The sequence below is a fragment of the Petrotoga sp. 9PWA.NaAc.5.4 genome (genome assembly GCF_002895485.1).
Taxonomy (GTDB): domain Bacteria; phylum Thermotogota; class Thermotogae; order Petrotogales; family Petrotogaceae; genus AZRK01.
This window is the reverse complement of sequence record NZ_AZRK01000001.1, coordinates 134,167-156,032: the sequence shown is the minus strand read 5'-3', so window position 1 is coordinate 156,032 and position 21,866 is coordinate 134,167. Positions and strand designations below refer to the sequence as shown.

At 28.9% G+C, this 21,866-nt stretch carries 23 protein-coding genes; all 23 read right to left on the bottom strand.

Annotation, left to right across the window (positions count from 1 at the left end):
• Positions 1–13: 13 nt before the first annotated feature.
• On the bottom strand, positions 14–1,189 hold the full coding sequence (locus X924_RS00725) for an ABC transporter permease (protein WP_158245266.1): 1,176 nt from the start codon (positions 1,187–1,189) through the stop codon (positions 14–16).
• Between the two features lie 671 nt (positions 1,190–1,860).
• A complete protein-coding gene (locus X924_RS00720) occupies positions 1,861–2,568 on the bottom strand; it encodes a hypothetical protein (RefSeq protein WP_121957027.1) in 708 nt (235 codons plus the stop codon).
• 9 nt (positions 2,569–2,577) lie between these two features.
• Positions 2,578–3,942: a tRNA uridine-5-carboxymethylaminomethyl(34) synthesis GTPase MnmE gene (gene mnmE / locus X924_RS00715; RefSeq protein ID WP_233186543.1), complete on the bottom strand. Its 1,365-nt coding sequence runs from the start codon at positions 3,940–3,942 to the stop codon at positions 2,578–2,580.
• Between the two features lie 10 nt (positions 3,943–3,952).
• Complete coding sequence (locus X924_RS00710; RefSeq protein WP_121957025.1) at positions 3,953–6,874, bottom strand: DEAD/DEAH box helicase; 2,922 nt, start codon at positions 6,872–6,874, stop codon at positions 3,953–3,955.
• 7 nt (positions 6,875–6,881) lie between these two features.
• Entirely contained in the window at positions 6,882–7,370 is a 489-nt protein-coding gene (locus X924_RS00705; protein WP_146255652.1) for a hypothetical protein, read from the bottom strand.
• A gap of 191 nt (positions 7,371–7,561) precedes the next feature.
• Positions 7,562–8,062 (bottom strand): hypothetical protein, encoded by a 501-nt coding sequence (locus tag X924_RS00700; RefSeq protein ID WP_121957023.1) that lies wholly within the window; start codon positions 8,060–8,062, stop codon positions 7,562–7,564.
• A gap of 312 nt (positions 8,063–8,374) precedes the next feature.
• Complete coding sequence (locus tag X924_RS00695) at positions 8,375–8,680, bottom strand: hypothetical protein (RefSeq protein ID WP_121957022.1); 306 nt, start codon at positions 8,678–8,680, stop codon at positions 8,375–8,377.
• Position 8,681: 1 nt separating this feature from the next.
• Entirely contained in the window at positions 8,682–9,377 is a 696-nt protein-coding gene (locus tag X924_RS00690; RefSeq protein ID WP_121957021.1) for a FliA/WhiG family RNA polymerase sigma factor, read from the bottom strand.
• Positions 9,378–9,388: 11 nt separating this feature from the next.
• A complete protein-coding gene (gene cheD / locus X924_RS00685) occupies positions 9,389–9,874 on the bottom strand; it encodes a chemoreceptor glutamine deamidase/glutamate methylesterase CheD (RefSeq protein WP_121957020.1) in 486 nt (161 codons plus the stop codon).
• Between the two features lie 2 nt (positions 9,875–9,876).
• Positions 9,877–10,500, bottom strand: a complete 624-nt coding sequence (gene cheC / locus X924_RS00680) for a CheY-P phosphatase CheC (RefSeq protein ID WP_121957019.1) — start codon at positions 10,498–10,500, stop codon at positions 9,877–9,879.
• A 150-nt stretch (positions 10,501–10,650) separates the two neighbouring features.
• Positions 10,651–11,343, bottom strand: coding sequence for a flagellar brake protein (locus X924_RS00675; RefSeq protein WP_121957018.1), 693 nt, complete (start codon positions 11,341–11,343; stop codon positions 10,651–10,653).
• Between the two features lie 35 nt (positions 11,344–11,378).
• On the bottom strand, positions 11,379–12,236 hold the full coding sequence (locus X924_RS00670) for a P-loop NTPase (RefSeq protein ID WP_121957017.1): 858 nt from the start codon (positions 12,234–12,236) through the stop codon (positions 11,379–11,381).
• A complete protein-coding gene (locus tag X924_RS00665) occupies positions 12,233–13,294 on the bottom strand; it encodes a GTPase (RefSeq protein ID WP_121957016.1) in 1,062 nt (353 codons plus the stop codon). Before X924_RS00665 ends, X924_RS00670 begins: the two co-directional genes overlap by 4 nt.
• Before the next feature lie 107 nt (positions 13,295–13,401).
• The gene (locus X924_RS10100; RefSeq protein WP_158245265.1) at positions 13,402–13,560 is read right to left on the bottom strand and encodes a hypothetical protein; all 159 of its coding nucleotides are present in this window, start codon (positions 13,558–13,560) and stop codon (positions 13,402–13,404) included.
• A 14-nt stretch (positions 13,561–13,574) separates the two neighbouring features.
• Complete coding sequence (gene flhA / locus X924_RS00660; protein WP_121957015.1) at positions 13,575–15,683, bottom strand: flagellar biosynthesis protein FlhA; 2,109 nt, start codon at positions 15,681–15,683, stop codon at positions 13,575–13,577.
• Between the two features lie 21 nt (positions 15,684–15,704).
• The gene (gene flhB, locus X924_RS00655; protein WP_233186542.1) at positions 15,705–16,838 is read right to left on the bottom strand and encodes a flagellar biosynthesis protein FlhB; all 1,134 of its coding nucleotides are present in this window, start codon (positions 16,836–16,838) and stop codon (positions 15,705–15,707) included.
• Positions 16,760–17,533 (bottom strand): flagellar biosynthetic protein FliR, encoded by a 774-nt coding sequence (fliR, locus tag X924_RS00650; RefSeq protein WP_121957013.1) that lies wholly within the window; start codon positions 17,531–17,533, stop codon positions 16,760–16,762. Before fliR ends, flhB begins: the two co-directional genes overlap by 79 nt.
• Positions 17,534–17,800 (bottom strand): flagellar biosynthesis protein FliQ, encoded by a 267-nt coding sequence (gene fliQ / locus X924_RS00645; protein WP_121957012.1) that lies wholly within the window; start codon positions 17,798–17,800, stop codon positions 17,534–17,536.
• A 4-nt stretch (positions 17,801–17,804) separates the two neighbouring features.
• Positions 17,805–18,563 (bottom strand): flagellar type III secretion system pore protein FliP, encoded by a 759-nt coding sequence (gene fliP, locus X924_RS00640; protein WP_369826001.1) that lies wholly within the window; start codon positions 18,561–18,563, stop codon positions 17,805–17,807.
• Complete coding sequence (locus X924_RS00635; RefSeq protein ID WP_121957011.1) at positions 18,559–18,948, bottom strand: hypothetical protein; 390 nt, start codon at positions 18,946–18,948, stop codon at positions 18,559–18,561. Before X924_RS00635 ends, fliP begins: the two co-directional genes overlap by 5 nt.
• Before the next feature lie 6 nt (positions 18,949–18,954).
• A complete protein-coding gene (cheY, locus tag X924_RS00630) occupies positions 18,955–19,314 on the bottom strand; it encodes a chemotaxis protein CheY (protein WP_121957010.1) in 360 nt (119 codons plus the stop codon).
• Between the two features lie 28 nt (positions 19,315–19,342).
• Positions 19,343–19,768 carry a chemotaxis protein CheW gene (locus tag X924_RS00625; protein ID WP_121957009.1) on the bottom strand — a complete coding sequence of 142 codons (426 nt, stop codon included), beginning with the start codon at positions 19,766–19,768 and terminating at the stop codon, positions 19,343–19,345.
• Positions 19,769–19,808: 40 nt separating this feature from the next.
• Positions 19,809–21,812, bottom strand: a complete 2,004-nt coding sequence (locus tag X924_RS00620; RefSeq protein WP_121957008.1) for a chemotaxis protein CheA — start codon at positions 21,810–21,812, stop codon at positions 19,809–19,811.
• Positions 21,813–21,866: the final 54 nt, after the last annotated feature.

Sequence of the window (21,866 nt, the reverse complement as noted above, 5' to 3'; positions counted from 1 at the left end):
TGTTATCTTCCTCCTAAGCTTTTTGAGTTGTTTTTATAAATAATATAGAACCCAATAAAAACGTTATACCAAAACAAAGTAATATTATAATTTCATTACTTATTTGAAAGAGCCCATAACCTAAGACAGTTAATTTTCTCCATGCGTCCAACGAATATTTAATGGGAAATATATTTGCCATATATTGAAGGAAACTTCCATCTGGAATAGGTATCAATATACCTCCAAATATGAACATTACTCCTATTATAGCTGTTACAAGGAAAGACGAAGCTTTAGCTGTTTTCAAAAAAGAAGATAAAAATAAACCAAATGTTGAAAAAGCAAATACTGAAACTAATATTAATAAAATCAAATTCCAAGGAGCAGCCTGAGAATGTACACCAAAAAGTCTAAACATATACCATGAAAACAGTCCTGCTAAAAAACCCATTATTATGTAAGCTATTAATTTAGAGAGGACAAAATCTCTTAACTTTAAACCATTTGAAATATACAAATCCAACAGGCCCATTTCTCTTGATTGCCCAAATGTATACGCAATACCAATCATCGATAAAAGCAAAATAGCTACAACTGCGACTAAAGGGGCAAACATATCATTGATACCCAAATTTGTAGAGCTTGAGACAACCAAAGATCCGTCTTCTAAACTCGGAATTAACATTTTAATTTCTGGTTTCGGTCTTGTTTCGTCTATTCCGATGCCTCCACCAGCTAAAAAATTAGTAGTAGAATCAACTCTGATTTCAGGAATTCCAGCCAATTCATCAAAAACAGCTTTAAAAGCTGTATAAATCATCATACTGTTTTGAATTTTATGTGGATTTGGTACTATATAAAGTGTGGTTTGCCTTCGATTGACTAAATCATTGGTAAATCCTTTTGGTATGATCAAAATAGAATCATATTTCGATTGCATAATAACTTGCTGTAATTGTTCTTCATTTTTTATTTCTAAAGTATTTTCAAAGTTTAAAAATTGTTTTATTAGCAAAAAAGCGATATTTCCCAAAAAACTGTTATCTTGATTATACAATGCAAGTTGAAAGTTTTGTACCAAATCGGTTGGATAAAAAGATGAGCCTAAAAAAGCAAGAATAATAGGAACAATTAGAGTTAGTATTAAAACCGCTCTATTTCTTAAAACCTTTTTAATTTCATACCAAGACATTTTTAATGCTTTCATTTTTTCCTCCTTATCCATATCCTATACTTACTTTAGAAATTCTAAGAATCGTTGTATATATTTTATTGTTAAATTTTTTATAAAATATATATATAACTTTAAATTTTACTAATTCTGAATTTTTTTAACTTTTTCGGTACTTGTACCGAAGGAAGAGGGAGAGGGCTCCGCCCTGGACCCGCTATAAATTCAAATGCTTATTTTTAGAAAATTCTCATTTCTAAAGTCCCTATTTATATTTTTATCCGCTTATATATATATATGTTTTAGATCTGATTTTTTATAAAATGCCTACATAACTTTAAATCTCACTAATTCTGAATTTTTTTAACTTTTTCGGTACTTGTACCGAAAGAAGAGGGAGAGGGCTCCGCCCTGGACCCGCTATAAATTCAAATGCTTATTTTTAGAAAATTCTCATTTCTAAAGTATTTATTATTTATTACTCTCTTTAAAAATTTCAAAACTTAAGTTTTACCAAATTTTTAGCTTTAAATTTTTTCAAAAATACTTCCATCACTCTAACGCTTAATAACTATGAGTTTCTTTAACTTTTTCACTAAGTGTAGCAAAGGAGATGAGAAAGGGCTGTGTCCCGACCTTTTTAAAACGACTAATCATATTTCATTATTACTAAATAAAAAAATAATTATAGCGTGAAGATAAAAATATTAACTTCTATATTTTTCCATATAGTTTGATATTTTTAACATAATATTTGCAGATTCATAAAATGTTAGAGTCTCATCCTCTACACATATATATAATCCGTAAGTATCTATAGTTGATTTGTGCATGGTGCTCATATTCTTGGGCCACACTACCATGTCTCTAATTTTTGGATAATAAGGTTCCTGCTTTTTTTGAATTCTAAATAAACCAAAATTATCCATGTCTTTGTATTTTATAAATCGTTTATATTCACTTCCATTTCCAAGCTTTGTGTTGAATGCAATGCCTTTTTCACCATAGCCAAAGGCTGAAGGAGTTAGATTGTATAAATGATCCATGTCGTTTATTTGACCCATTCCAAAAAAGCATAATTCATAGTTCCAATTATTTGAAGAATATCCTGATTCTTTAATAAATTTCTTTAAGTCATCTAACATTTTTTCTTCTTTAGAAGCAATAAATATTAATACTGCCGCAACTATAATATATAAAAATATCGGTATATTTGAAAATCCAAGAAAAAACATAAAAATTTGTGAAATTAACAAAGAAGAAGCTTCGATCAAAAAAATTTTTGAGTTATTTCTTCTCAACAAAAAGTAAGATAAAATTAGGGTTAATGAAGAAATTCCAAAGAATAACCATCCTTTTACAAAAAATTGCAATAGTGGAATCAATCCTAAAAAAAATGAAAGAATAAGTTTCATATTTACCTCCTACTTTCCCACACAGAAATTTGAAAATATTGTATTTAATAATTCGTCAGTATAGTTTTCGCCTGTGAGTTCGTAAATTTTTTCGATAGATTTTCGAATGTCTATCATCACAACATCATTTGTAAAACCTTTATTAATAGAATCTATAGCTGAGATAACATATTCTTTGGCCGATTCTAAAGCGTTTTTTTGCCTTTGAGTCGTAAGTGTGGGTTCTTCTATATTTAACTTTTCAAAGTACATTTCAAAAATTTTGTCTTCAAGAGATTTTATTTTACAATTTTTTGCGGAGACAGAAATAACTTCATAATTTTCATCTTGGATATTTTTAAAATAATTATTTTCATTGAAATCAGAAGAATCATTCTTATTTAAAACAATTATAACATTTTTGTCTTTTAAGTTTTTTACATAATTGTATATAAGATTATCTGAATCATCAAAAGGTGTTGTCCCGTCCACTACAAATAAAATTAAATCTGCCTGTTTCATAGAACTTATAGTTCTTTCTATACCTATTTTTTCTAACTTGTCTTTCGTGTGTCTTATGCCTGCTGTATCTATGAGCCTTATGAATATGCCGTTGATATTCAAATTTTCTTCAATCGTGTCTCTTGTGGTTCCAGGAATATCAGTAACTATAGCTCTATCTTTTCTTAAAAGGGCATTCAGCAAAGTACTTTTTCCAGAATTTGGCTTTCCAACTATTACAGTTTTTAAACCTTCAATTGCAATTATTCCATTATCAGATTCTTGCAATATATTTTCCATATTTTTCAAAATTTCTTTTAATTTTTCGTTTAAATTTCTTGTTGTTAGTTCTACATCTTCAGGATAGTCCATTTCTACTTCTATTTCAGCAGCAATTTTTAAAAGCTCATTTTTTATCTCAATAATTTTTTTAGATAGGGAATTTGATAATTGATTAAGTGAAACTTTTAAAGCTATTTCTGTCTCTGATTTTATTAGATTATTAATTGCTTCTGCCTTTATAAGATCCATCTTACCATTTAGCACAGCTCTTTTTGAAAATTCACCCGGTAAAGCTTGTCTCGCTCCATTTTTTAAAATCGTTTTTAAAACGTTTAATGTTATTAATTTACCGCCATGACAAAAAATTTCAAGCATATCTTCGCCTGTATAAGAGTTAGGACCCTTATGATACACCCAGGTAATTTCATCTATTTTTTTATTTTCATCGTATAACCATCCATAATACATTCTTTTTGATTCATAATTTTTAGGTTTTAAAGTATTATCTATTATTTTTTTTACTTTGTTTCCCGATACCCTAACACTTCCTATAGCGCCGGTACCTATAGGAGTAGATATAGCTGCTATTGTATCATATATCAAGCGTTTCACCTCTTAAATATTATGAAAAAACTTTTTCCATATACTGTATTTCATCTTTAGGTCCATATGCAATAAGTTCTTTTGTATCTGGAGAAAAAGTGGTTTTTCTTGAAAATTTATTATATTTTTCTATCTTTGGCAAAACATCATCGGTGAATTTAAACGAGATATAAGTTTCACCTATATCGATTTCTTTAATACCTTCCATGCTTGCTTTAACTTTAATTAATGCATATTTAAAAAGTCTTTCTACGGATGGTGGAACCCTTCCATATTTATCTATAACTTCTGCCTGTATATCTTCGACTTCTTGAGGAGTTTTTGCCACGGAAATTCTTCTATATATTCTCATTCTTTCAATTGAATTTGGTATGTATTCTTCTGGTATAACTAATGAACCCTTTATGCCTTTAATCTCAGTATAATTTTGAGGTTTAATGATCTCCTCTTCTTTTTTGATTCCATATTCAAATAAAACTTTATTCAACATCTCTTGATAGAGATGTAGTCCTATAGCGTTTATATGACCTTTTTGTTCTATGCCAAGTATATCGCCATATCCTCTTATTTCCATATCTCTTAGAGCCAGTTTTAAGCCACTTCCTGGTTCGTTGTATTGTTTTATTGCTTCTAAACGTTTTTTAGCTTCTTGGCTAAGTTCTTTTTTATATAGAAAATATGCGAATCCTCTTTTGTTTGATCTACCTACTCTTCCTTTTATTTGATAAAGTTGTGAGATTCCATATCTCTCGGAATCGTCAACTATTAATGTATTAACGTTAGGAATATCGATGCCGTTTTCTATAATGGTTGTAGCAAGTAGAACATCTATTTCGCCTTTATAAAAATCATTTATAACTTCTGCAAATTCTTTTTTATTGGTATTTCCATGGATCATCTTAATTTTAACTTCTGGGACAAGGAGCACCAATTTTTTATATATTTCATCTAATTCTTGAACTCTATTATGAATAAAGATAGTTTGACCACTCCTTGCTTTTTCTCTTAAAATAGCAGTTCTTACAATTTTGTCGGAATATTGCCCAATGTATGTTTGTATAGGCAACCTACCAAGAGGTGGCGTAGAAATAGTGGATATTTCTCTTAAACCACTTATGGACATATATAAAGTTCTTGGAATAGGGGTAGCACTCATCATTAAAAAATTTACCCCTTCACTCAATTTTTTAAATTTTTCTTTTTGTAATACCCCAAATCTTTGCTCTTCATCTACTATTACTAAGCCCAACTTTTTAATCTCTAAAGAATCTGATAAAAGTGTATGTGTACCTATTATTATATCTATTGTACCGTTTTTTATTTCTTGAAAAATGGCTTCTTTTTCTTTTAGCGTTCTATGCCTTGTCAATAACACTATTTTTACTCCAAAAGGTTCCATCCTTTCTTTAAAATTTTCATAATGTTGATTGGCAAGTATGGTTGTTGGAGCTAATAATAATACCTGATAATTTGAAACAACGGCTCTAAAAGCGGCTCTCATAGCTACCTCTGTTTTACCAAATCCGGAATCTCCTGCTAATAATCTGTCCATAGGTTTATCACTTTCTAAATCTTTTAAAATCTCTTTTATACTTTTTTCTTGATCAGGTGTTTCAATATAGGGAAAAGTTGACTTAAACTTTTCCTCTAATTCTTTATCTCCTTCCAATCTTATTCCTTTTTGATTTTCTCTTAGAGCGTATATTTTTAAAAGTTCTTTTATTTTTTCTCTTATTTCTTTTTGAACTTTTAGTTTAGTGTTTTTCCATTTTTTCCCGTTTAAAGAGGAAATAGTAACTACTTGAGGGTCCCCAATATATTTTGAAAGTTTATCCAACCTTCCTACTGGAACATAAACTTTAGAACTATTAGCGTATTCTAACGTTATGTATTCTCTTAAACCCAATGATGTTTCTACTTTGTTAACGCCGTGGTATATTCCTATTCCATAGTCTTCGTGAACAACTAAATCGCCTTCTTTCAAATCTTCCCAATCTAACAAAGGTATGTAATCAATTCTTTTGTCTTCTTTTTTTGACTTTATAAATGAAATTTTTTCTAAGTTTAAATTTAATTCTTTATAGGTTAACTCGTTTATTATTTCTATATTATGTCCCGAAAACGTTTTGTATAGGTTTTTCTTTAAAGGAGTATCACACATTTCATAATTTTCTTTTTCTTTTTCGGCGTAAGATTTTATGACATCGCTTTTGTTTATTATATAAATTTCAGAATTATTATCAAGATAACTTAACAAGCTATTTTTGTCTTTATAAAATATGCTTGGGATTGTATTTAATTGGTCTGGTGTAATGAGATTTTCTTCTTTAAATTTTTCCATATAATATTTTATTCGTTTTTCGTAGATTTTTAAATTGTTTTCGAATTTCAGTATTTCCGAGCCAGGAATCAATTCAAAACAGTCTAAATTTTGTACGGATCTCTGCGAGTAACTATCGAAGAAAGTTATTCTATCAATTTCATTATCAAACAATTCTATCCTTAGAGGATAGTCGTACAATGGTATATAGGCATCCCTCACAAAGCCTTTTTTCGAAAATTCACCAGGATTTACCACTTCCTCAGATATTGTGTACCCCAATTGATATAAATCTTTCGTTTCCATCTTAAAAGTATCTTTAAGGAAGTATTTTTTTGTTATAAAATCTTTCTTTGGTACAGTAAATTTAATCAAGGCGCTTAATGTAGTTAAAATTGGCGCATTTTTTTTATTTAACAAGTAATACAAAGTTTTTAATCGCTTTGCCTTTATACTTGGCGAAACATCTAATTCTTCATAAGGAAATATATCAAAATCTGGATATTCTAATATTTTATCATCCTCTACTTCTTGAAAAAAGTTTTCAGGTACTATTACAACCGTTTGCTTATTAGCATTTTTTAAAAAATTCAAAAATTTTATTAATTCATTTTGAAGCAATTTAATATTACCTCCTGATATACTTGATGTATCTTTTATTTGATAATAAATCTATAAAAACTGCTGAATCGTAATAAAATTCAATGTCATTTTCGTTTCCTTCTAAACTGCAAATCAAATAATTATCTTTCCAATAATATTTAACTGTTCTCCCTACAGGTACACTAACATAAAATCCTAAAAAGCTTATTTTCGAAAGACTTATGTTGTTCAATTTAGCAACTTCTTTAGCCAATTCTAAAATATATTCCTTTGAAATAGAACGTTTCAAAGATTTTACTAACGGTTTATACACAATCTTTTGAGGGATCTTTTCCTTTATTTTAAACTCTATCATTTTTGTCGTATTTATAGAGAATTTCCACTTCACTAAAACATCATTTAAGAATAGTTCATAAAGTATTTCACTTTCTAATAAAGTTATATCAAAAGAATTAAAACTTCTTATTATGTTCGTTTTAATAAATTCATAACTAAATATTTCTTTAGATAGCATATTTTCCTCGTTCCTAATAAAAAAAGACTCCTTTTTAAAAGGAGGTTCTTCTTTTAGCTTACTCAGGTGGTTTGTATTAAGACTTCTGATATTAAATTTTTGGTTGGAGGCGTTCATTCTTGAAATCTTTATGGAATGTTGCGCAACTTTTTTCAAATTATAGTTGAATTGTATATTAACTTGGTTTATTTTTATTCTTTTTCTTCCGAAGAACATATATAGATCAACGCCTCTTTTAAGCGCCTAAAGGGTTCTAAAAGGTCAAAAACTTCTGCGTAGGACCTTATTTTTTTTAAAAGTGTTGAATCAACTATTTTTGTAGAATAAAATTTTAAACTTTTATTTTCGTCTATAGGAATTACTCCTTCTTTTTCTTTAACGCCGAACCCTACATCGCTATTAACTTCTATTAAATAAATAATAGTTTTTTCTATGTCAGCATAATTTAAAATATCTTTGTCATCAGTGAAAATAATCTCCACATCATGTGGTGAAAAAAGGTCTTTATTAGTTAAAATTTCAAAAGCAAAATAATTTTTCAGATTGTTACCATAAATTATTTTTTGGATTCTCGTAGGTTTAACTGGATCTGTATACTTAAAAGAAACTGGTATACCTTTTTCGTTAAGTATCAGAAAGCCACCTGCATAAGTTTCATTTTCAGATTTATAAAGAGAAAAATATCCAATCATCTTTTAACCCCTTGTCTATTAATGTATACTCGGATTTTATCAATATTTCAGCGTTTAATTTTTTATAAAATATATCTACGATTCTAATTTTTAGGTTTTCTCTATTTCTTTAATCTCTTAGGTACTTGCCTTGTACCAAGAGGAGAAAGAGGGCGCCTTAATGAATCCATTGTAAAATCAAACATTTATTTTTTTAAAAATTGTCATTTCTAAAGTTTCTATATTAATATGACAAACTCAATTTAAAAATTCAAAAAATCTCGATTTTTAAAAGAATTTTAATTTTAAATCAACTATCTCATGTTTCTTTATTCATAATCTTAAATCTAAAATTTTTCCCCTGTATTCATCAATTCTTAAATTATATGTGTTTTTATTTAAAACTATTATTTCCCTTTTTTTAGGGAAAAGATTTTCATCATTTTCGTTTTGAATATTCTTTTTTTCGGTTTTATCTTTGGTTTTTACTTTTTTTCTTAAATTTTCCGAATATTCAGCAGCTTGTTTTATCAATAAAAGATTTTTTGTAGCATCAAAAGAATGAGATACTGCTTGAACATTTTGAGCAACATCAACAGAACGTGTAACTAATACTTGTAATTCATGAAGGGATGACAATTTACTCACTTCCCGTCACTTTTTTTTTGAGTTTAATAATAATTGCTGAATGTAATTGAGATACCCTTGATTCGGTTATTTCTAAAACTTTTCCTATTTCTTTAAACGTTAAACCTTCGTCATAATACAACGATAAAATGAGCTTTTCACGGTCAGTAAGCATTGATATACTTTCCTTTAATTTTTCTTTTAAAATCTCTTTATAAGCGACGACTTCTGGATCGTTTTCTTCTTCATTTTCTTCAGTCCAAATTTCTTCTTCATCGCTTGAAAAATAATCATCCAAGTTTAATATTTGACGCTTGCTTATAGAAAATTTTATCTTGTTTAAATCTCCTAAATCGATATGTAACTTTTTAGCTATAAAATCATCGTCTAAATATTCATCTTCTTTAGACTCGTATACTAAATCTTCATATTTTTTTACTAAACTCCTTGTTTCCTTAGGTAACCAATCTATTTTCCTTAAATAATCTAACATAGCTCCTTTTATTCTTTTCAAAGCATATGTGTAAAAAGATACCCCTTTTTCTGGTTTAAATCGTCTATATGACTGTATCAGTCCAATTATTCCTTCTTGTATTAAATCGTCTAACTCCACATTTTTTGGAAGTGTACTTTTTAAATTTAAAGCAATAATTTTTATTTTTGGTATAAACTCCTTCACCAATTGTTCTTCGTTTATTTGATATTTCATAGCATATCTCCTCAAATAACAATCACTTCAACCTTTTCTCCCCCGCCTACCTTCTTTACCTTAAGTTCTCCACTTGCAATATCGTATTCCACACTTCTTGCTCTTGAACCGCTAGTATCTTCGGATACCAATTTTATTTTATAATCTTCTAAAATTTTTTTAATAGCAGTAACGTTTTTGTTTCCTATATCGAGACTAGAATTAGAGCTTTTAAACATAGATGCTCCTCCAGCTATTTTCGCTTCCATTGTTTTAACATTTGCACCCATTTTTAAAAGCTCTTCTACAAGTTTTTTGATGCCACTATCAGCATATTTTCCAACTTTTTCATTAGAATTATTTCTGCTTTCAGGAAGCATAACATGAATCATACCTCCAATCAATTTTTCTTTGTCTCTTATGCAAACAGCGACACAAGAACCTAATCCTAAAGTCACTAAAACTGTTGGATTTTTATCAACAGTGTATTCTCCTATTCCTATAATTTTTTTATTCATAATTAAAACCTCATTCCCAAGCTTTCTAAGAGTTTTTTTACGTTTTTTTCGTCAGAAAGGTAGATTATATAACCTTTTATTTCTTCTGTATATTCTTCTACAGATATGTCAGTTTGAATGAGAATTATATAATCTCCACCTTGAGTTATTATAAGTGATGCTTCTGAAACGATTGCAGATAACATATCAACCACAACCTTGGGAGGTAAGGAATGGATATTTAGACCTGTAAAGTTAGAAATGGCTACTATATATGAACTGCACATAATATTCCCTATTTCGCCAATAGCAGAACTAGTTAATTCGTCAAGTTCAGTTAAATCTTCTGGTTTAGTGAGCATTAAAAGTTCTAATAAATTCTTGGTTTCTTTAGTGCCTAAAAGGAACAAAATGGCACCACTTAGATCACCCTCAATCTCCACTAAAGATCCAGCTGTAACTTCCTCTGGGGTTTCGAAGGTTTTCCATAAATTAGAAATAGGTATAACATCGACTGAAGGAACAGTTATATCTATTTTTTTATTTAACATCATTGATATAGAAGTAGCTGCATTTCCTGTTCCTATATTACCCAATTCTTTTAAGGCATCTAATTTTTGATTGTCTAAGTTTTCATGTATAGACATTAATTCATCCCCTTTCAAAGTAATTAAATAACATCTTCAACAATTCTAAAATTTCTGTGTTTTAAATGTTTTATATTAGGTTCAAAATCATTATTTTTAAAAACTCGTCATATCTTTTAAATTCGAAAATACTAAGCAAGATCTAAAAAATTATAAAATGCCGTTAATTGATTGACGTTCATATTTAAAAACAAATTTTACAAATGTTTCTTCAAATCTTTTATCTACACTTATAAACTTTATGCCATACGTATAGTCTCCTAAAGGTGTTTTTCCTATATCTCTTACAACTTCAGCTTCAAAGTTTTCAAGTATAATTTCATTTTTTAGATTCAAATTTATTAAAATTTTTTGTCCCAATTCAAGTTTCTTTTTGGTAACTATTGCCATACCTCCAGCACTAAAATCTTTTGACATAAAACGATATTTTTCAGAAACTTCGTTTTTTGAACTTTCAAGATCCTTTTTTAGATAAAAATAACCCTCTTCAGCTATTGGAATCCTTGCATATCGTCTTCTTTGTATTCTATAAATTATCTCTGGAAGACTAATTATTAAGTATCTTACTTTTCCTTCTTTTCCCATGCTGTATACTGTACTTTTGAAAATATAAACAGCGTTTTTAGAATATGCTCTTACTTTCAGCTTGGTTCCGTCAGGTATTTTCAGGTAAGCTCCTTTATGTATGGGTAAACCTATTTTTGCGATGTAAATCTTTTGATCAAATTCATACAATATACTTTTATAGGAACCTTTAAAGTATCCTTCATCAATTTCTAAGTCCAAAGGCATATTTGTATATAATACATTCCTTGATAATACTTTTTCGATAAAATCAGACATTTTTATCACCGCGTTTCAAGAGATTGTTTTCTTTTTTAATTCTCAATTCCAAAAATTTTTTTCAATCTTTTGGAAAAACTGAAATTTTCATTGATAGTTTTTATATTAAGTATACTATCGGCTATCTTTTTAATGTCTTTTGAAAATTTACTAGTTTCTTTAAGATAAACCAAAGGGACTTGGCTTTTTACGCTGATATGAACATTGCTATCATAAGAAATTTCATAAAATTCTTCTATATTTCTATTCAAAAATCTTTTAACAGTTTCTCCCAAAACAGATTTAACATTTTCCACTTCCTCTTTATCTTTCACCATGTTCAAAACTATATCTATTTCACTTTTTACTCCTAAAAAGGATAAAGCTTTCAATAGGGAGTAAGCATTAACAACTGCAGTTGGTTCAGGAATAGTAACCAAAAATATCTTGTCAGAATTAAGATAAAAATTATTGAGCTTTTCAGAATAACCTGCTCCTACATCAATTATTAAATAATCAATTTCTTTCGAAACAATTAAAAACTCATCGAATATGCCGTTGTTAAAACTATTCTGGAAAATTTTCCAGTCATTAAAATCAAAGCCGGTGCTTATTATTTTTATTCCATAAGAGGTTTCTTGAACACATTCTAAAAAACTTACTTTGCCTTTCATATAATCACTAAGCGTGTATTTAACATTACTTCCCAATAAAATAGAAGCATTTGCAAAACCTGCATCAGAATCAAAAAGAAGTATTTTCTTATTGTAAGAAGCTAATTTAGCCGCTATATTAACGGCAAATATAGATTTCCCAACTCCACCTTTTCCGCTCAAAACAGAAATAATTTTAGTATCAGAGTTAACAAATTCTTTACGCAATCCGTTTGCTTGATCTTCATATAAATTTTTCATTTAAATACCTCCTTAAGAGCCACATTCACCAACTGCTCTTTTCCTGGAAATTTGAGATCTTCGGGAACTCTCTGACCGTTTGTTATTCCTAATAAAGGCAATTTAGAATGTTCCAAAAAAGAAAACAATTGGCCAAAAGAAGATGTTTCGTCTAATTTAGTGAAGATTAGACAGTTTGGTTCAAGAAAAGAAAAGCTATCATAAGTTTTTATCATATCTTCACAATTAACATTTGAAGAAATAAGTAATATTTTATAGTCCGGTTTTATGGCATCAATAAATACTTTTAATTCTCCCATTTGAAGGTTGTTTTTGGGGCTTCTTCCTGCTGTATCTATTAAAATTACATCATAATTTAAAAGCGAGTCCACAGTAGTTTTCAAATCTTGAGGATTGTAACAAATTTTTAAAGGAATATCCAATATATCTGCATAAGTTCTCAATTGGTCTGTAGCCGCAATTCTATAGGTGTCTATGGTAACAAATGCGATTTTTAATTGTTCTTTTTTCATTATAGCTGCTATTTTTGCTAAAGTAGTAGTTTTTCCGACACCAGTTGGACCTATAAATATTACTTTTCCTTTTATATTGTTGAAATTAATTGTTTGTAAAACATTAGAAAGTTTTTTTTCAAATTTAATTTTTAACACATCGTCTGACTTCCAATTTTCTTTAATGTTTAAATTTGATATTTCTAAAATAAAATTATTTATAAAATCTTTTGAATAGGACTTTTGATATAAAATTTCTTTTAATTCTTGTAAAAATAAATTAGTGGAATCTATTTTTTTATTTAAACTTTCTACCATTTTCTTTAATTCTTCAAATTTTACACTTTCGACTAAGTGATCATTCGAATTAACCTTTTGTTTTTCTTTAGCGATAAGGTCACGTTTGTTGTAAAAATCTTGTGCTTCTTTATCTATTTTTGAAGAAATTTCTCGATTTCTTTCTATTAAATTTATTAATTCTTCATTTAAATCTTTAGAGGTTAATCTTTCTTCTTGAGATGCGAAATAATTGACATTCTGTTTATTATTTCTCTTTTCATTTTCCATATTCCTATTAATTATTTCATTAAGAGAATAGGTATTATAATTTTGTTTTTGAATGTCTTTATTTTTACTTTTTTGAGGTTCTTTTTTGTCTTTTTCATCAATTTCACTTAAAACTGTAACTTCCAGATATTTTTCACCACCAATTCCAAAAAATCCACCTTTTTAATTTTTTTGGTATCTAAAATATAGGCATCTTCACCAAACTCATGCCTTATCTTTTCCATTGCTTCAGAAATTGATTTGACAGTGTATTTCCTTATGAGCATTTACATAAGCCCCCTTAAACTTCGATAATTTCATTTACACTTAAAGGTGTATCTATTGGGACTTCTTCGTATGCTAAGACATAAATATTTTGAATAAATCTCAATATAAACCTTGAAAATGGATATCTTATACTTTTAGAACAAATCAAGACAGGATTATAACCTTTCATCATCATATTTTCAAGAGATTTTGAAATTCTGTCTATTAGGATGTTAGAATATTCTGGTTCTAAAGTTAATATTCTTTCAGAATCGTTTTTAATTATGGAATCCATTATCTTTTTTTCGACTTGTGGATCTAAGGCTACTACATGTAATTCGCTATCTTCTGATTTTAAGCTTTCCGTTATTTGCCTTCCTAAGGAAACCCTAACGTGTTCCACTAAATTTTCTATATCATTTCCATATTTATCAGATGCTTCAATTAAACTTTCAAATATCAATGGCAAATTTCTTATAGAAATTTTTTCATACAAAAGTGCGCCGATAACCTTTTTTAATTCGTGCATTTTAAGCATAGTTGGGATAAGAGTATCTACAAGGGAAGCATAATTAACTCGTAATCCATTTATAAGAATTTCTAATTCTTTAGTTCCAACAATTTCATGAGCATACTTTTTTATAGTTTCCGAAAGATGCGTTGCAAAGACACTGGGAGCATCCACCACAGTATATCCTTTTTCCATGGCTTCTTCCTTTAAATTTTCATCAATCCAATAAGCTGCTAATCCAAAAGCAGGTTCTTTGGTTTTTATTCCTGGTAACTCATCAGTTGTCATTCCGGAATTAATTGCAAGGAGTCTATCCGGAAATAGTTCAAATCTACCGACTTCTACTCCTTTAAGTTTTATTACATATTCGTTAGAACCTAAAAGAACACTGTCTCTTATTCTAATAGGAGTAATTACTATTCCAAGATCATATGCAAGTTGTTTTCTAACAACAGTTATTCTATCGAGTAAATCTCCTCCTTGATTTGGATCGGCTAAAGGAATTAAACCATATCCAATATCAATTTCTATAGTGTCTCCTTGTATTATTTCTGAAACTTCTTCAGGCGTTGTCAGCGGCGTATTAAAGTAATTGGGGATTTGCGATTTTTCTGGAATGGTTCCAGATTCTCCTTTTTCAGTCAAACCAGGTCCACCAGCGGTTTGATAACTCAATTGTGTTTTTTGATTTTTTTTGACAAAGTAACCAACTGAGAGTAAGCTAGAACCAAGAATCAAAGATGGTAATACTGGAATAGGAGTTAAAATGCCTAAAAAGACTAAAATTCCACCAGTAATATTTAAAACTTTGTAATCATTGGTCAATTGCTGTAATAAATCTTTTCCAAAATTATCTTGAGAAGCAGCCCTTGAAACAATCATACCAGCTGAAGTAGATATTAGTAAAGCTGGTATTTGAGCAACTAAGCCATCTCCGACTGTTAACAAAGCATATAACTCTGCTGCTTCTGCAATAGATAAACCTTGTTGAAGCATGCCTATTAATAATCCACCACCTAAATTAATTAAAGTGATTATTAATCCTGCTATAGAATCCCCTCTCACAAATTTGCTTGCTCCATCCATAGCTCCGTAAAAATCGGCCTCTCTTCGTATATCTTCTCTTCTTTGTCTTGCTTCTTCTTCATTTATCAATCCTGCTGAAAGATCTGCGTCTATACTCATTTGTTTTCCAGGCATAGCATCTAATGTAAATCTTGCTGCAACTTCCGATATTCTTTCAGTTCCTTTTGTGATGACAAGGAATTGAATTATTACTAGTATGAGAAATATAACAATACCTACAATATAGTTTCCTCCAACAACAAAATTACCGAAGGCTCTTATAACCTTACCTTCAAAATTTTTTCCTTGTAAAAGTATCAAGCGAGTAGAAGATACGTTCAATGCTAATCTAAGAAGAGTAGTTACAAGCAATAAAGATGGAAATATTGAAATGTCTAAAGCTCTTTTTAGATACAGTGTGGCTAAAAGTATCATTATCGAAAGTGTTATATTTAAAAGTTGTAAAAAATCAAGCAAAAAAGCAGGAATTGGAATAACCATTAAAATGACTATTCCCACTATCATAATTGAAATTATAATATCTAAACCTTTAAATTTAAAATTCACATAAATCGCCTCTTGAAAGTATCACAATGAAAGTTTATAAACATACGCCAATACTTCTGCGACTAATGTATACAACTCTGGTGGAACTTCTTCATCAATTTCAACTTCATGATATAATTTTTGAGCTAAAGTTGGTCTCTCTAATATAGGTATTTGATGTTTAAAAGCTATATCTCTTATTTTGAAAGCAATCTCGTTTGCTCCTTTAGCTACAACGATAGGAGCTTGCATTGTTTCGGCGTCATATTTCAAAGCAACTGCGTAATGGGTCGGGTTAGTTACCACAACATCTGCTTCAGGAACTCGTTGCATCATTCTTGAGGTTAACATTCGTCTCATTAATTCTCTTTGTTTTGATTTTATTTCAGGATTTCCTTCTACTTCTTTCCTCTCTTGCTTTACTTCGTATTTAGACATTTTTAAGTCTTTTTTGTACTCATATCTTTGGTACCAAAAATCAAATAAACTCAGCGCTAACAAAGCTATTCCTAATTGAAATAATATATTAATGATCATATCAAAAATTATTCTAAAAGAAGATATTGGTTCTTTGTCAGCCAGAGAAAGTATTTTGTTCCAATTATTAATTATAATATTATATGTCAATAAACCGACTACTAAGAGTTTTAATAAGGCTTTTAAAAGCTCTATAACTGATCTTAAAGAAAAAAGTCTTTTAAAACCTTTAATAGGATTAATCTTGCTTAAATCAAATTTTAATGATTTAAAAGTAAACAAGAATCTTGTTTGAATCATAGAAAGTATTGTTGAGACTATTACAGCCATCGCAAAAAAGAGTATCAACTTAATATATAAGCTCGAATGTGTGTTCAACTCGTAGTTTAACAATTCTGGGCCTTCAAATTCTAAATCTAATGAGAAATAATCATAAAATAGCTTAGAAATATCATTCAACAAAGGATTAAATATAATGAACAAAAAGGCAGACATAGCTAAAAAACTTACAGCCATGTTGAACTCATTAGATTGAGGCACATTTCCCTCTTCTCTTGCCTTTTCTAACCTTCGAGGTGTAGGCTCTTCAGTTTTTTCAGGGTCTGCAAAAAGTTGGAGATCTATTGAGATAAAAGAATTATTGATTTCTTTATCCATTGAATTAGCTGAAAAAACATACTTGAAATCTGTTCCTCCCAAATTAAAATCACCCCTAAAAAAAGGATAAATCCTACTAATATTTCTAAAGGTATTCCGACCATAAAAACATTAACTTGTGGAATAAGTCTTGATACAATTCCTAATGCTACTTTTATAATAATCATAAATGCAATTAACGGCATGGAAAGTTGAAGTCCTATTGTAAATACGTCAAATAATTTTTGCGAAAAAGCCAAAAAACCAGCTGAGTTAAGGTCAAACAATACTGGTATTTTATTAAATGAGTCCATTATTATTGTATAAAATATTAAAGGCCCCTTTAAAATAAAAAATATTAATACTGCAAATAAAAAAGATAATTCTGATATCAAGGAAATTTCATCATTTGTAACTGGGTCAAATACATTTGCCATTGCGAAACCCATTTGCATGCCAATAATTTCACCAGCAAATTGTATGGCATAAAATATAATGTTAGTTATTATTCCTACGCTTAATCCTATAAGGAAATTCAATACTAAATAATAAATGATCAATCCTGCAGAGGAATTGATTGGAAAAGATGAATTAATATTTAACAAAGCGATATATGAAATAAATAAAGTAATGAATACTCTTATGTTTACCGGAACAAATTGAGTACTGAAAAAAGGTATAAATAAAATTATTCCTGTTAATCGCATAAAAATAAAAAAATATATCCAAAGATTGTAAGATAAAGTTTCTAAAATCAACTAAATCATTCCTAAATAGTGTGTAAACAAATCAAAAGTAAAATCTGATATATTTTGCATTATCCACGAAAACAAGAAGGTTAAAGCTAAAAAAGTAATGATTATTTTTGGTGCAAAAGTTAATGTTTGTTCATGCAATTGAGTAACAGCTTGAAAAATACTTATTATAAGTCCTACTACAACGCTTATTATTAATATAGGAGAAACAACTTTTAAAAAAAGAGAGATTCCATTTTCGAAAACCTCTAAAAGTACTTCTTCTGTCATATAATCAACCTCCTGTAAAACTCCTTACCAAACCTCCTATTAGAAGATCCCAACCATTAACCATTACAAAAATCATGATTTTGAAAGGGAGAGATATTAGAATTGGAGGTATCATAATCATACCCATAGATAGTAAAATACTCGCTACAACCATATCAATTATTATAAATGGAAGATAAATCAAAATGCTCATTTTAAAAGCTATTTCCAATTCACTTATAGCAAAAGCTGGGACTAATATTTGAAAAGGGGTCTGTTGTATATCGTTTAACTCAATGTTCATAGCAGAAGATAACATATAAATGTCATCTTCATTTTTATGGGCAACTATTTCTGAAATCATGAAATTTTTGAATTGATCCCAAGTTATTTGAATTGCTTCTTCGTATCCGATTTCACCGTTGTTGTAGGGTATTATAGCATTTTGGTAAACATTATTAAAAATAGGGAACATTATCATTATTGTTAAAAATAAAGCTAAAGCAAGCATAACTTGATTAGGAGGGGCTTGCCGTGTCCCCATAGCTTGCCTCACAAAGCTCAATACAACTACAATTCTTGTAAATGATGTAAACAGCATTAAAAAACCTGGTGCTAAAGATAATAATGTAACTATCAAAAAAATAGTTAAAGTAGGAGATAGCGTATTAATATCCCCTTCGGAGTTAATTTGAATATTTAAAGAAGGAGCTTGTGGTATTTCTTGAGAAAACAAAAATGTTGAAATACTTAACAGTAATATAATAATAATTATTTTTTTAATTAGTTTTATCGTCATTTTTTTCTTCTCGAATATTTTTGTCCTTTTTTAACATTTTTGAAAATGTTTCAAGAAAAGTACTTTTTTCAGCAATTATATTGTTAACTTCATATTCTTCAAATTTTCTAATTATTTGAAAAGAATTTGTACTAACAACTACCAAATAAAACTCATCAAAAATCTTAAGTATCCCTACATATAAGTTTCTCTCTAAATAATATTTTTTTATAAAAGTTACTTCTTTTGTTTTAGGGCCTCTCTTGAAAGATCTATTCAACCAAAAGTACAGTAAAAGCAATAATATTACCAATAATACTATAGTAATAAACCAAAAGGTTACATCAAGAGTGCTCAAGTTAGTTGTTGGAGACGCATAATCAGTTGGCATTTTAACTTACTCCAATTTTTGTAAAGATTCTATTACCCTGTTTGGTTGAAAGGGTTTCACTATAAAGTCTTTTGCACCAGCTTGAATAGATTCTATAACCATTGCTTGCTGTCCCATTGCCGAACAGACAATTATTTTTGCGTTAGGATCTATTTGTTTTATTTCTTTTATTGCCTGAATACCATCTTTTACGGGCATAGTTATATCCATAGTTACAAAATCAGGTTTTAATTCTTTATATTTTTCTATAGCTTCTTGGCCATTACTTGCTTCCCCTACCACCTCATAATTTGCTTTTGTTAAAATATCTTTTAACATCATTCTCATGAATGCAGCATCATCTACTATTAAGACTTTTTTCCCCATTAAGACACCTCCTTAGAACTGCGTTTAATTATTTTTCTAATTGAATACCCAAAATAGCATTCAAATCGAGATAAACTATCAACCTATTTTCTATTTTGATAATACCCTTTGCACTTTCGGCATAAATATTCTTTTTAGAAAGTATTTTTTCTAATTTATTAGGATCTATTGAAATCACATTTTCTACTTCATCAACCAACATTCCTATTTCTTCATCATTTATTTTTAAAATAAGAATATTTTGATATTTATGATCAGAGGGCAAATTAAATTCCAAAATTTTTGATAAATCTATTATAGGTACAATTCTTCCTCTTAAATTAATCAATCCTTGCACAAAAACTTTAGCATTGGGTACAGGTGTAATTTCAGTCATATCAACTACACTTTCGATATTTTCAATAGAAAACGCATATTCCTGATCTAAAATTTTAAAAGAGAGGACATCTTCCATCTCTGTTTTGCCTCCTTTTGTTTGATAATTGATAAAGCTTTTACATTAATGAAGATACATCTAATATTAATGCTATTCTTCCATCTCCTAAAATAGCACCTCCACTAAATTCTTTTACATCACTTAATAATGTTCCTAAGGATTTTATAACAATATCATCTTGACCGAGTAGTTTATCAACAATTACTCCATATTTTTTGTTTCCTATTCTTATTATTACAATGTTTTCTTTTAAATTAGGTTGATTTCTTGAATATCCAAACAGATCTCTTAACCTTACGACTGGGATAACTTCGCCTCTAAGTAAGAAAACTTCTCTATCTTGCACGCTCTTTAATTCTCCATCATCTAATCTTTGGGTAGTGTCTATATTAGCAATAGGAATCGCATAAACAGCGTCATTTACTGTTATAAGTAAAGCTTCTATTATTGCTAAAGTTAGAGGTAATCTTATAGTTATTTTAGTTCCTTTATCTTTTTTTGTTTCTAAAGAGATACTGCCTTTCAAATTTTCAACAGTGTACTTAACTACATCCATTCCTACGCCTCTTCCTGAAATTTCTGTAGAATAGGTTTTAGTAGAAAAACCTGGCAAAAAAATAAAATTGTAAATATCTTCTTCGCTATATTTTGATGCTTCTGCAGCATTCACTATACCTTTTTCAATAGCTTTCCGTAAAATTTCATCTTTGTTTAGTCCTTTTCCATCATCTTCTACTTCTATTATTACACCATTTCCCTCATGTCTCGCTGATAAAATAATGGTTCCAACTTCGGGTTTACCTTTAGAAATTCTTTCATGAGGACCTTCAATTCCGTGATCTAAAGCATTTCTAAGCAAATGAATGAGTGGATCTCCTATTTCATCGGCAACTGTTCTGTCTAATTCTGTATCTTCTCCTTTTATTATAAAATTGACTTTTTTTCCTAAATCTTTGGCAATATCTCTTACAAGTCTTGGAAATCTGTTAAAAATAAATGCTACAGGAACCATTCTTACTTTCATAACTACATTTTGCAAATCTAAGGTTATTCTTGAAAGTTGAGACAAACTTTCATCTACTTCTTTAAGATTATATTTATTTAAAGTTTCAACTATTCTACTTCTAGCAATAACCAATTCTGCCATGAGATTCATCAATTCATCTAATTTGTTTATATCTACTCTAATTGATTTGGAAAGTTTAAATTCTTTTTCGTTCTTTTCTTCTTGCTGGATTTCGTTATCTTCTAACTTATTATCCACAGACTCAGTTGAAAATTCTTCAATCATAACCGAATCAACTTCACTTATATGACGAATAGTTTCTGCAATTTCTCCACTGTTTTTTGAAGTAATAATACCGAATATTAATTCTTTATCAAATCTTTCTTTTTCTATATCTTCAGTGCTTGGAAAAGTATAGACGATTTCACATCCCATTTCTTCTAATTTATGGTATATTGTATAAGCTCGTGCTTGCTTTAATTGTACATCTTCTTCTAAAACCACTTTCAAAAAGAAAAAATTTAAATTGTTTTCTTTAGCTTTTTGAAAAACATTTTTAAGGACTCTTTTTGTTTCAAGATCTAATTTAACAAAAAAATTATAAGTTTCTTTATCAGAATTTTCTTTATTTAAAAACTCATTATAAATAGATTTCAAGTTTTCTGATTTAGATAGTTCTAAATAATTATCCATTTTATTTTCCAAATTATTTAAACTTTCAACTTCACCTTTTCCTCCATTCTCTATATCATGAATGCTTTCATCTAAAGCATCAGCAGCTTTAAAAAGAATATCCAATAGACTATCAGTCAACTCAATTTTTTTATTTCTCAACATATCTAAAATATTTTCCAATTTGTGTGAAAATTTTGCTAGAACATCAAACTCCATCGTTCCAGCCATACCTTTTAAAGTGTGAACAATTCTAAAAATGTCGTTTAATATTTCAGCATCATCTCTATTTTTTTCTAATTTCAGCAAAAGTTCATTCAATTCTTGTATATTTTCTTTGGACTCTTCCAAAAAAACGTTTAAGTATACATTCATGTTTGGCATATTATCCCCTCCTACCTTGTTTTTTCTACTTGCTTTAGAAACTCTAAAAACCAA

What these genes read in the sequence shown, in the direction of transcription:
- X924_RS00725 (WP_158245266.1), bottom strand. Translation starts at nt 1,189, where the DNA reads ATGAAAGCATTAAAAATGTCTTGGTATGAAATTAAAAAGGTTTTAAGA.
- X924_RS00720 (WP_121957027.1), bottom strand. Translation starts at nt 2,568, where the DNA reads ATGAAACTTATTCTTTCATTTTTTTTAGGATTGATTCCACTATTGCAA.
- X924_RS00705 (WP_146255652.1), bottom strand. Translation starts at nt 7,370, where the DNA reads ATGCTATCTAAAGAAATATTTAGTTATGAATTTATTAAAACGAACATA.
- X924_RS00700 (WP_121957023.1), bottom strand. Translation starts at nt 8,062, where the DNA reads ATGATTGGATATTTTTCTCTTTATAAATCTGAAAATGAAACTTATGCA.
- X924_RS00690 (WP_121957021.1), bottom strand. Translation starts at nt 9,377, where the DNA reads ATGAAATATCAAATAAACGAAGAACAATTGGTGAAGGAGTTTATACCA.
- cheD (WP_121957020.1), bottom strand. Translation starts at nt 9,874, where the DNA reads ATGAATAAAAAAATTATAGGAATAGGAGAATACACTGTTGATAAAAAT.
- cheC (WP_121957019.1), bottom strand. Translation starts at nt 10,500, where the DNA reads ATGTCTATACATGAAAACTTAGACAATCAAAAATTAGATGCCTTAAAA.
- X924_RS00675 (WP_121957018.1), bottom strand. Translation starts at nt 11,343, where the DNA reads ATGTCTGATTTTATCGAAAAAGTATTATCAAGGAATGTATTATATACA.
- X924_RS00670 (WP_121957017.1), bottom strand. Translation starts at nt 12,236, where the DNA reads ATGAAAAATTTATATGAAGATCAAGCAAACGGATTGCGTAAAGAATTT.
- X924_RS00665 (WP_121957016.1), bottom strand. Translation starts at nt 13,294, where the DNA reads ATGGAAAATGAAAAGAGAAATAATAAACAGAATGTCAATTATTTCGCA.
- X924_RS10100 (WP_158245265.1), bottom strand. Translation starts at nt 13,560, where the DNA reads ATGCTCATAAGGAAATACACTGTCAAATCAATTTCTGAAGCAATGGAA.
- fliQ (WP_121957012.1), bottom strand. Translation starts at nt 17,800, where the DNA reads ATGACAGAAGAAGTACTTTTAGAGGTTTTCGAAAATGGAATCTCTCTT.
- X924_RS00635 (WP_121957011.1), bottom strand. Translation starts at nt 18,948, where the DNA reads ATGCCAACTGATTATGCGTCTCCAACAACTAACTTGAGCACTCTTGAT.
- cheY (WP_121957010.1), bottom strand. Translation starts at nt 19,314, where the DNA reads ATGGGGAAAAAAGTCTTAATAGTAGATGATGCTGCATTCATGAGAATG.
- X924_RS00625 (WP_121957009.1), bottom strand. Translation starts at nt 19,768, where the DNA reads ATGGAAGATGTCCTCTCTTTTAAAATTTTAGATCAGGAATATGCGTTT.
- X924_RS00620 (WP_121957008.1), bottom strand. Translation starts at nt 21,812, where the DNA reads ATGCCAAACATGAATGTATACTTAAACGTTTTTTTGGAAGAGTCCAAA.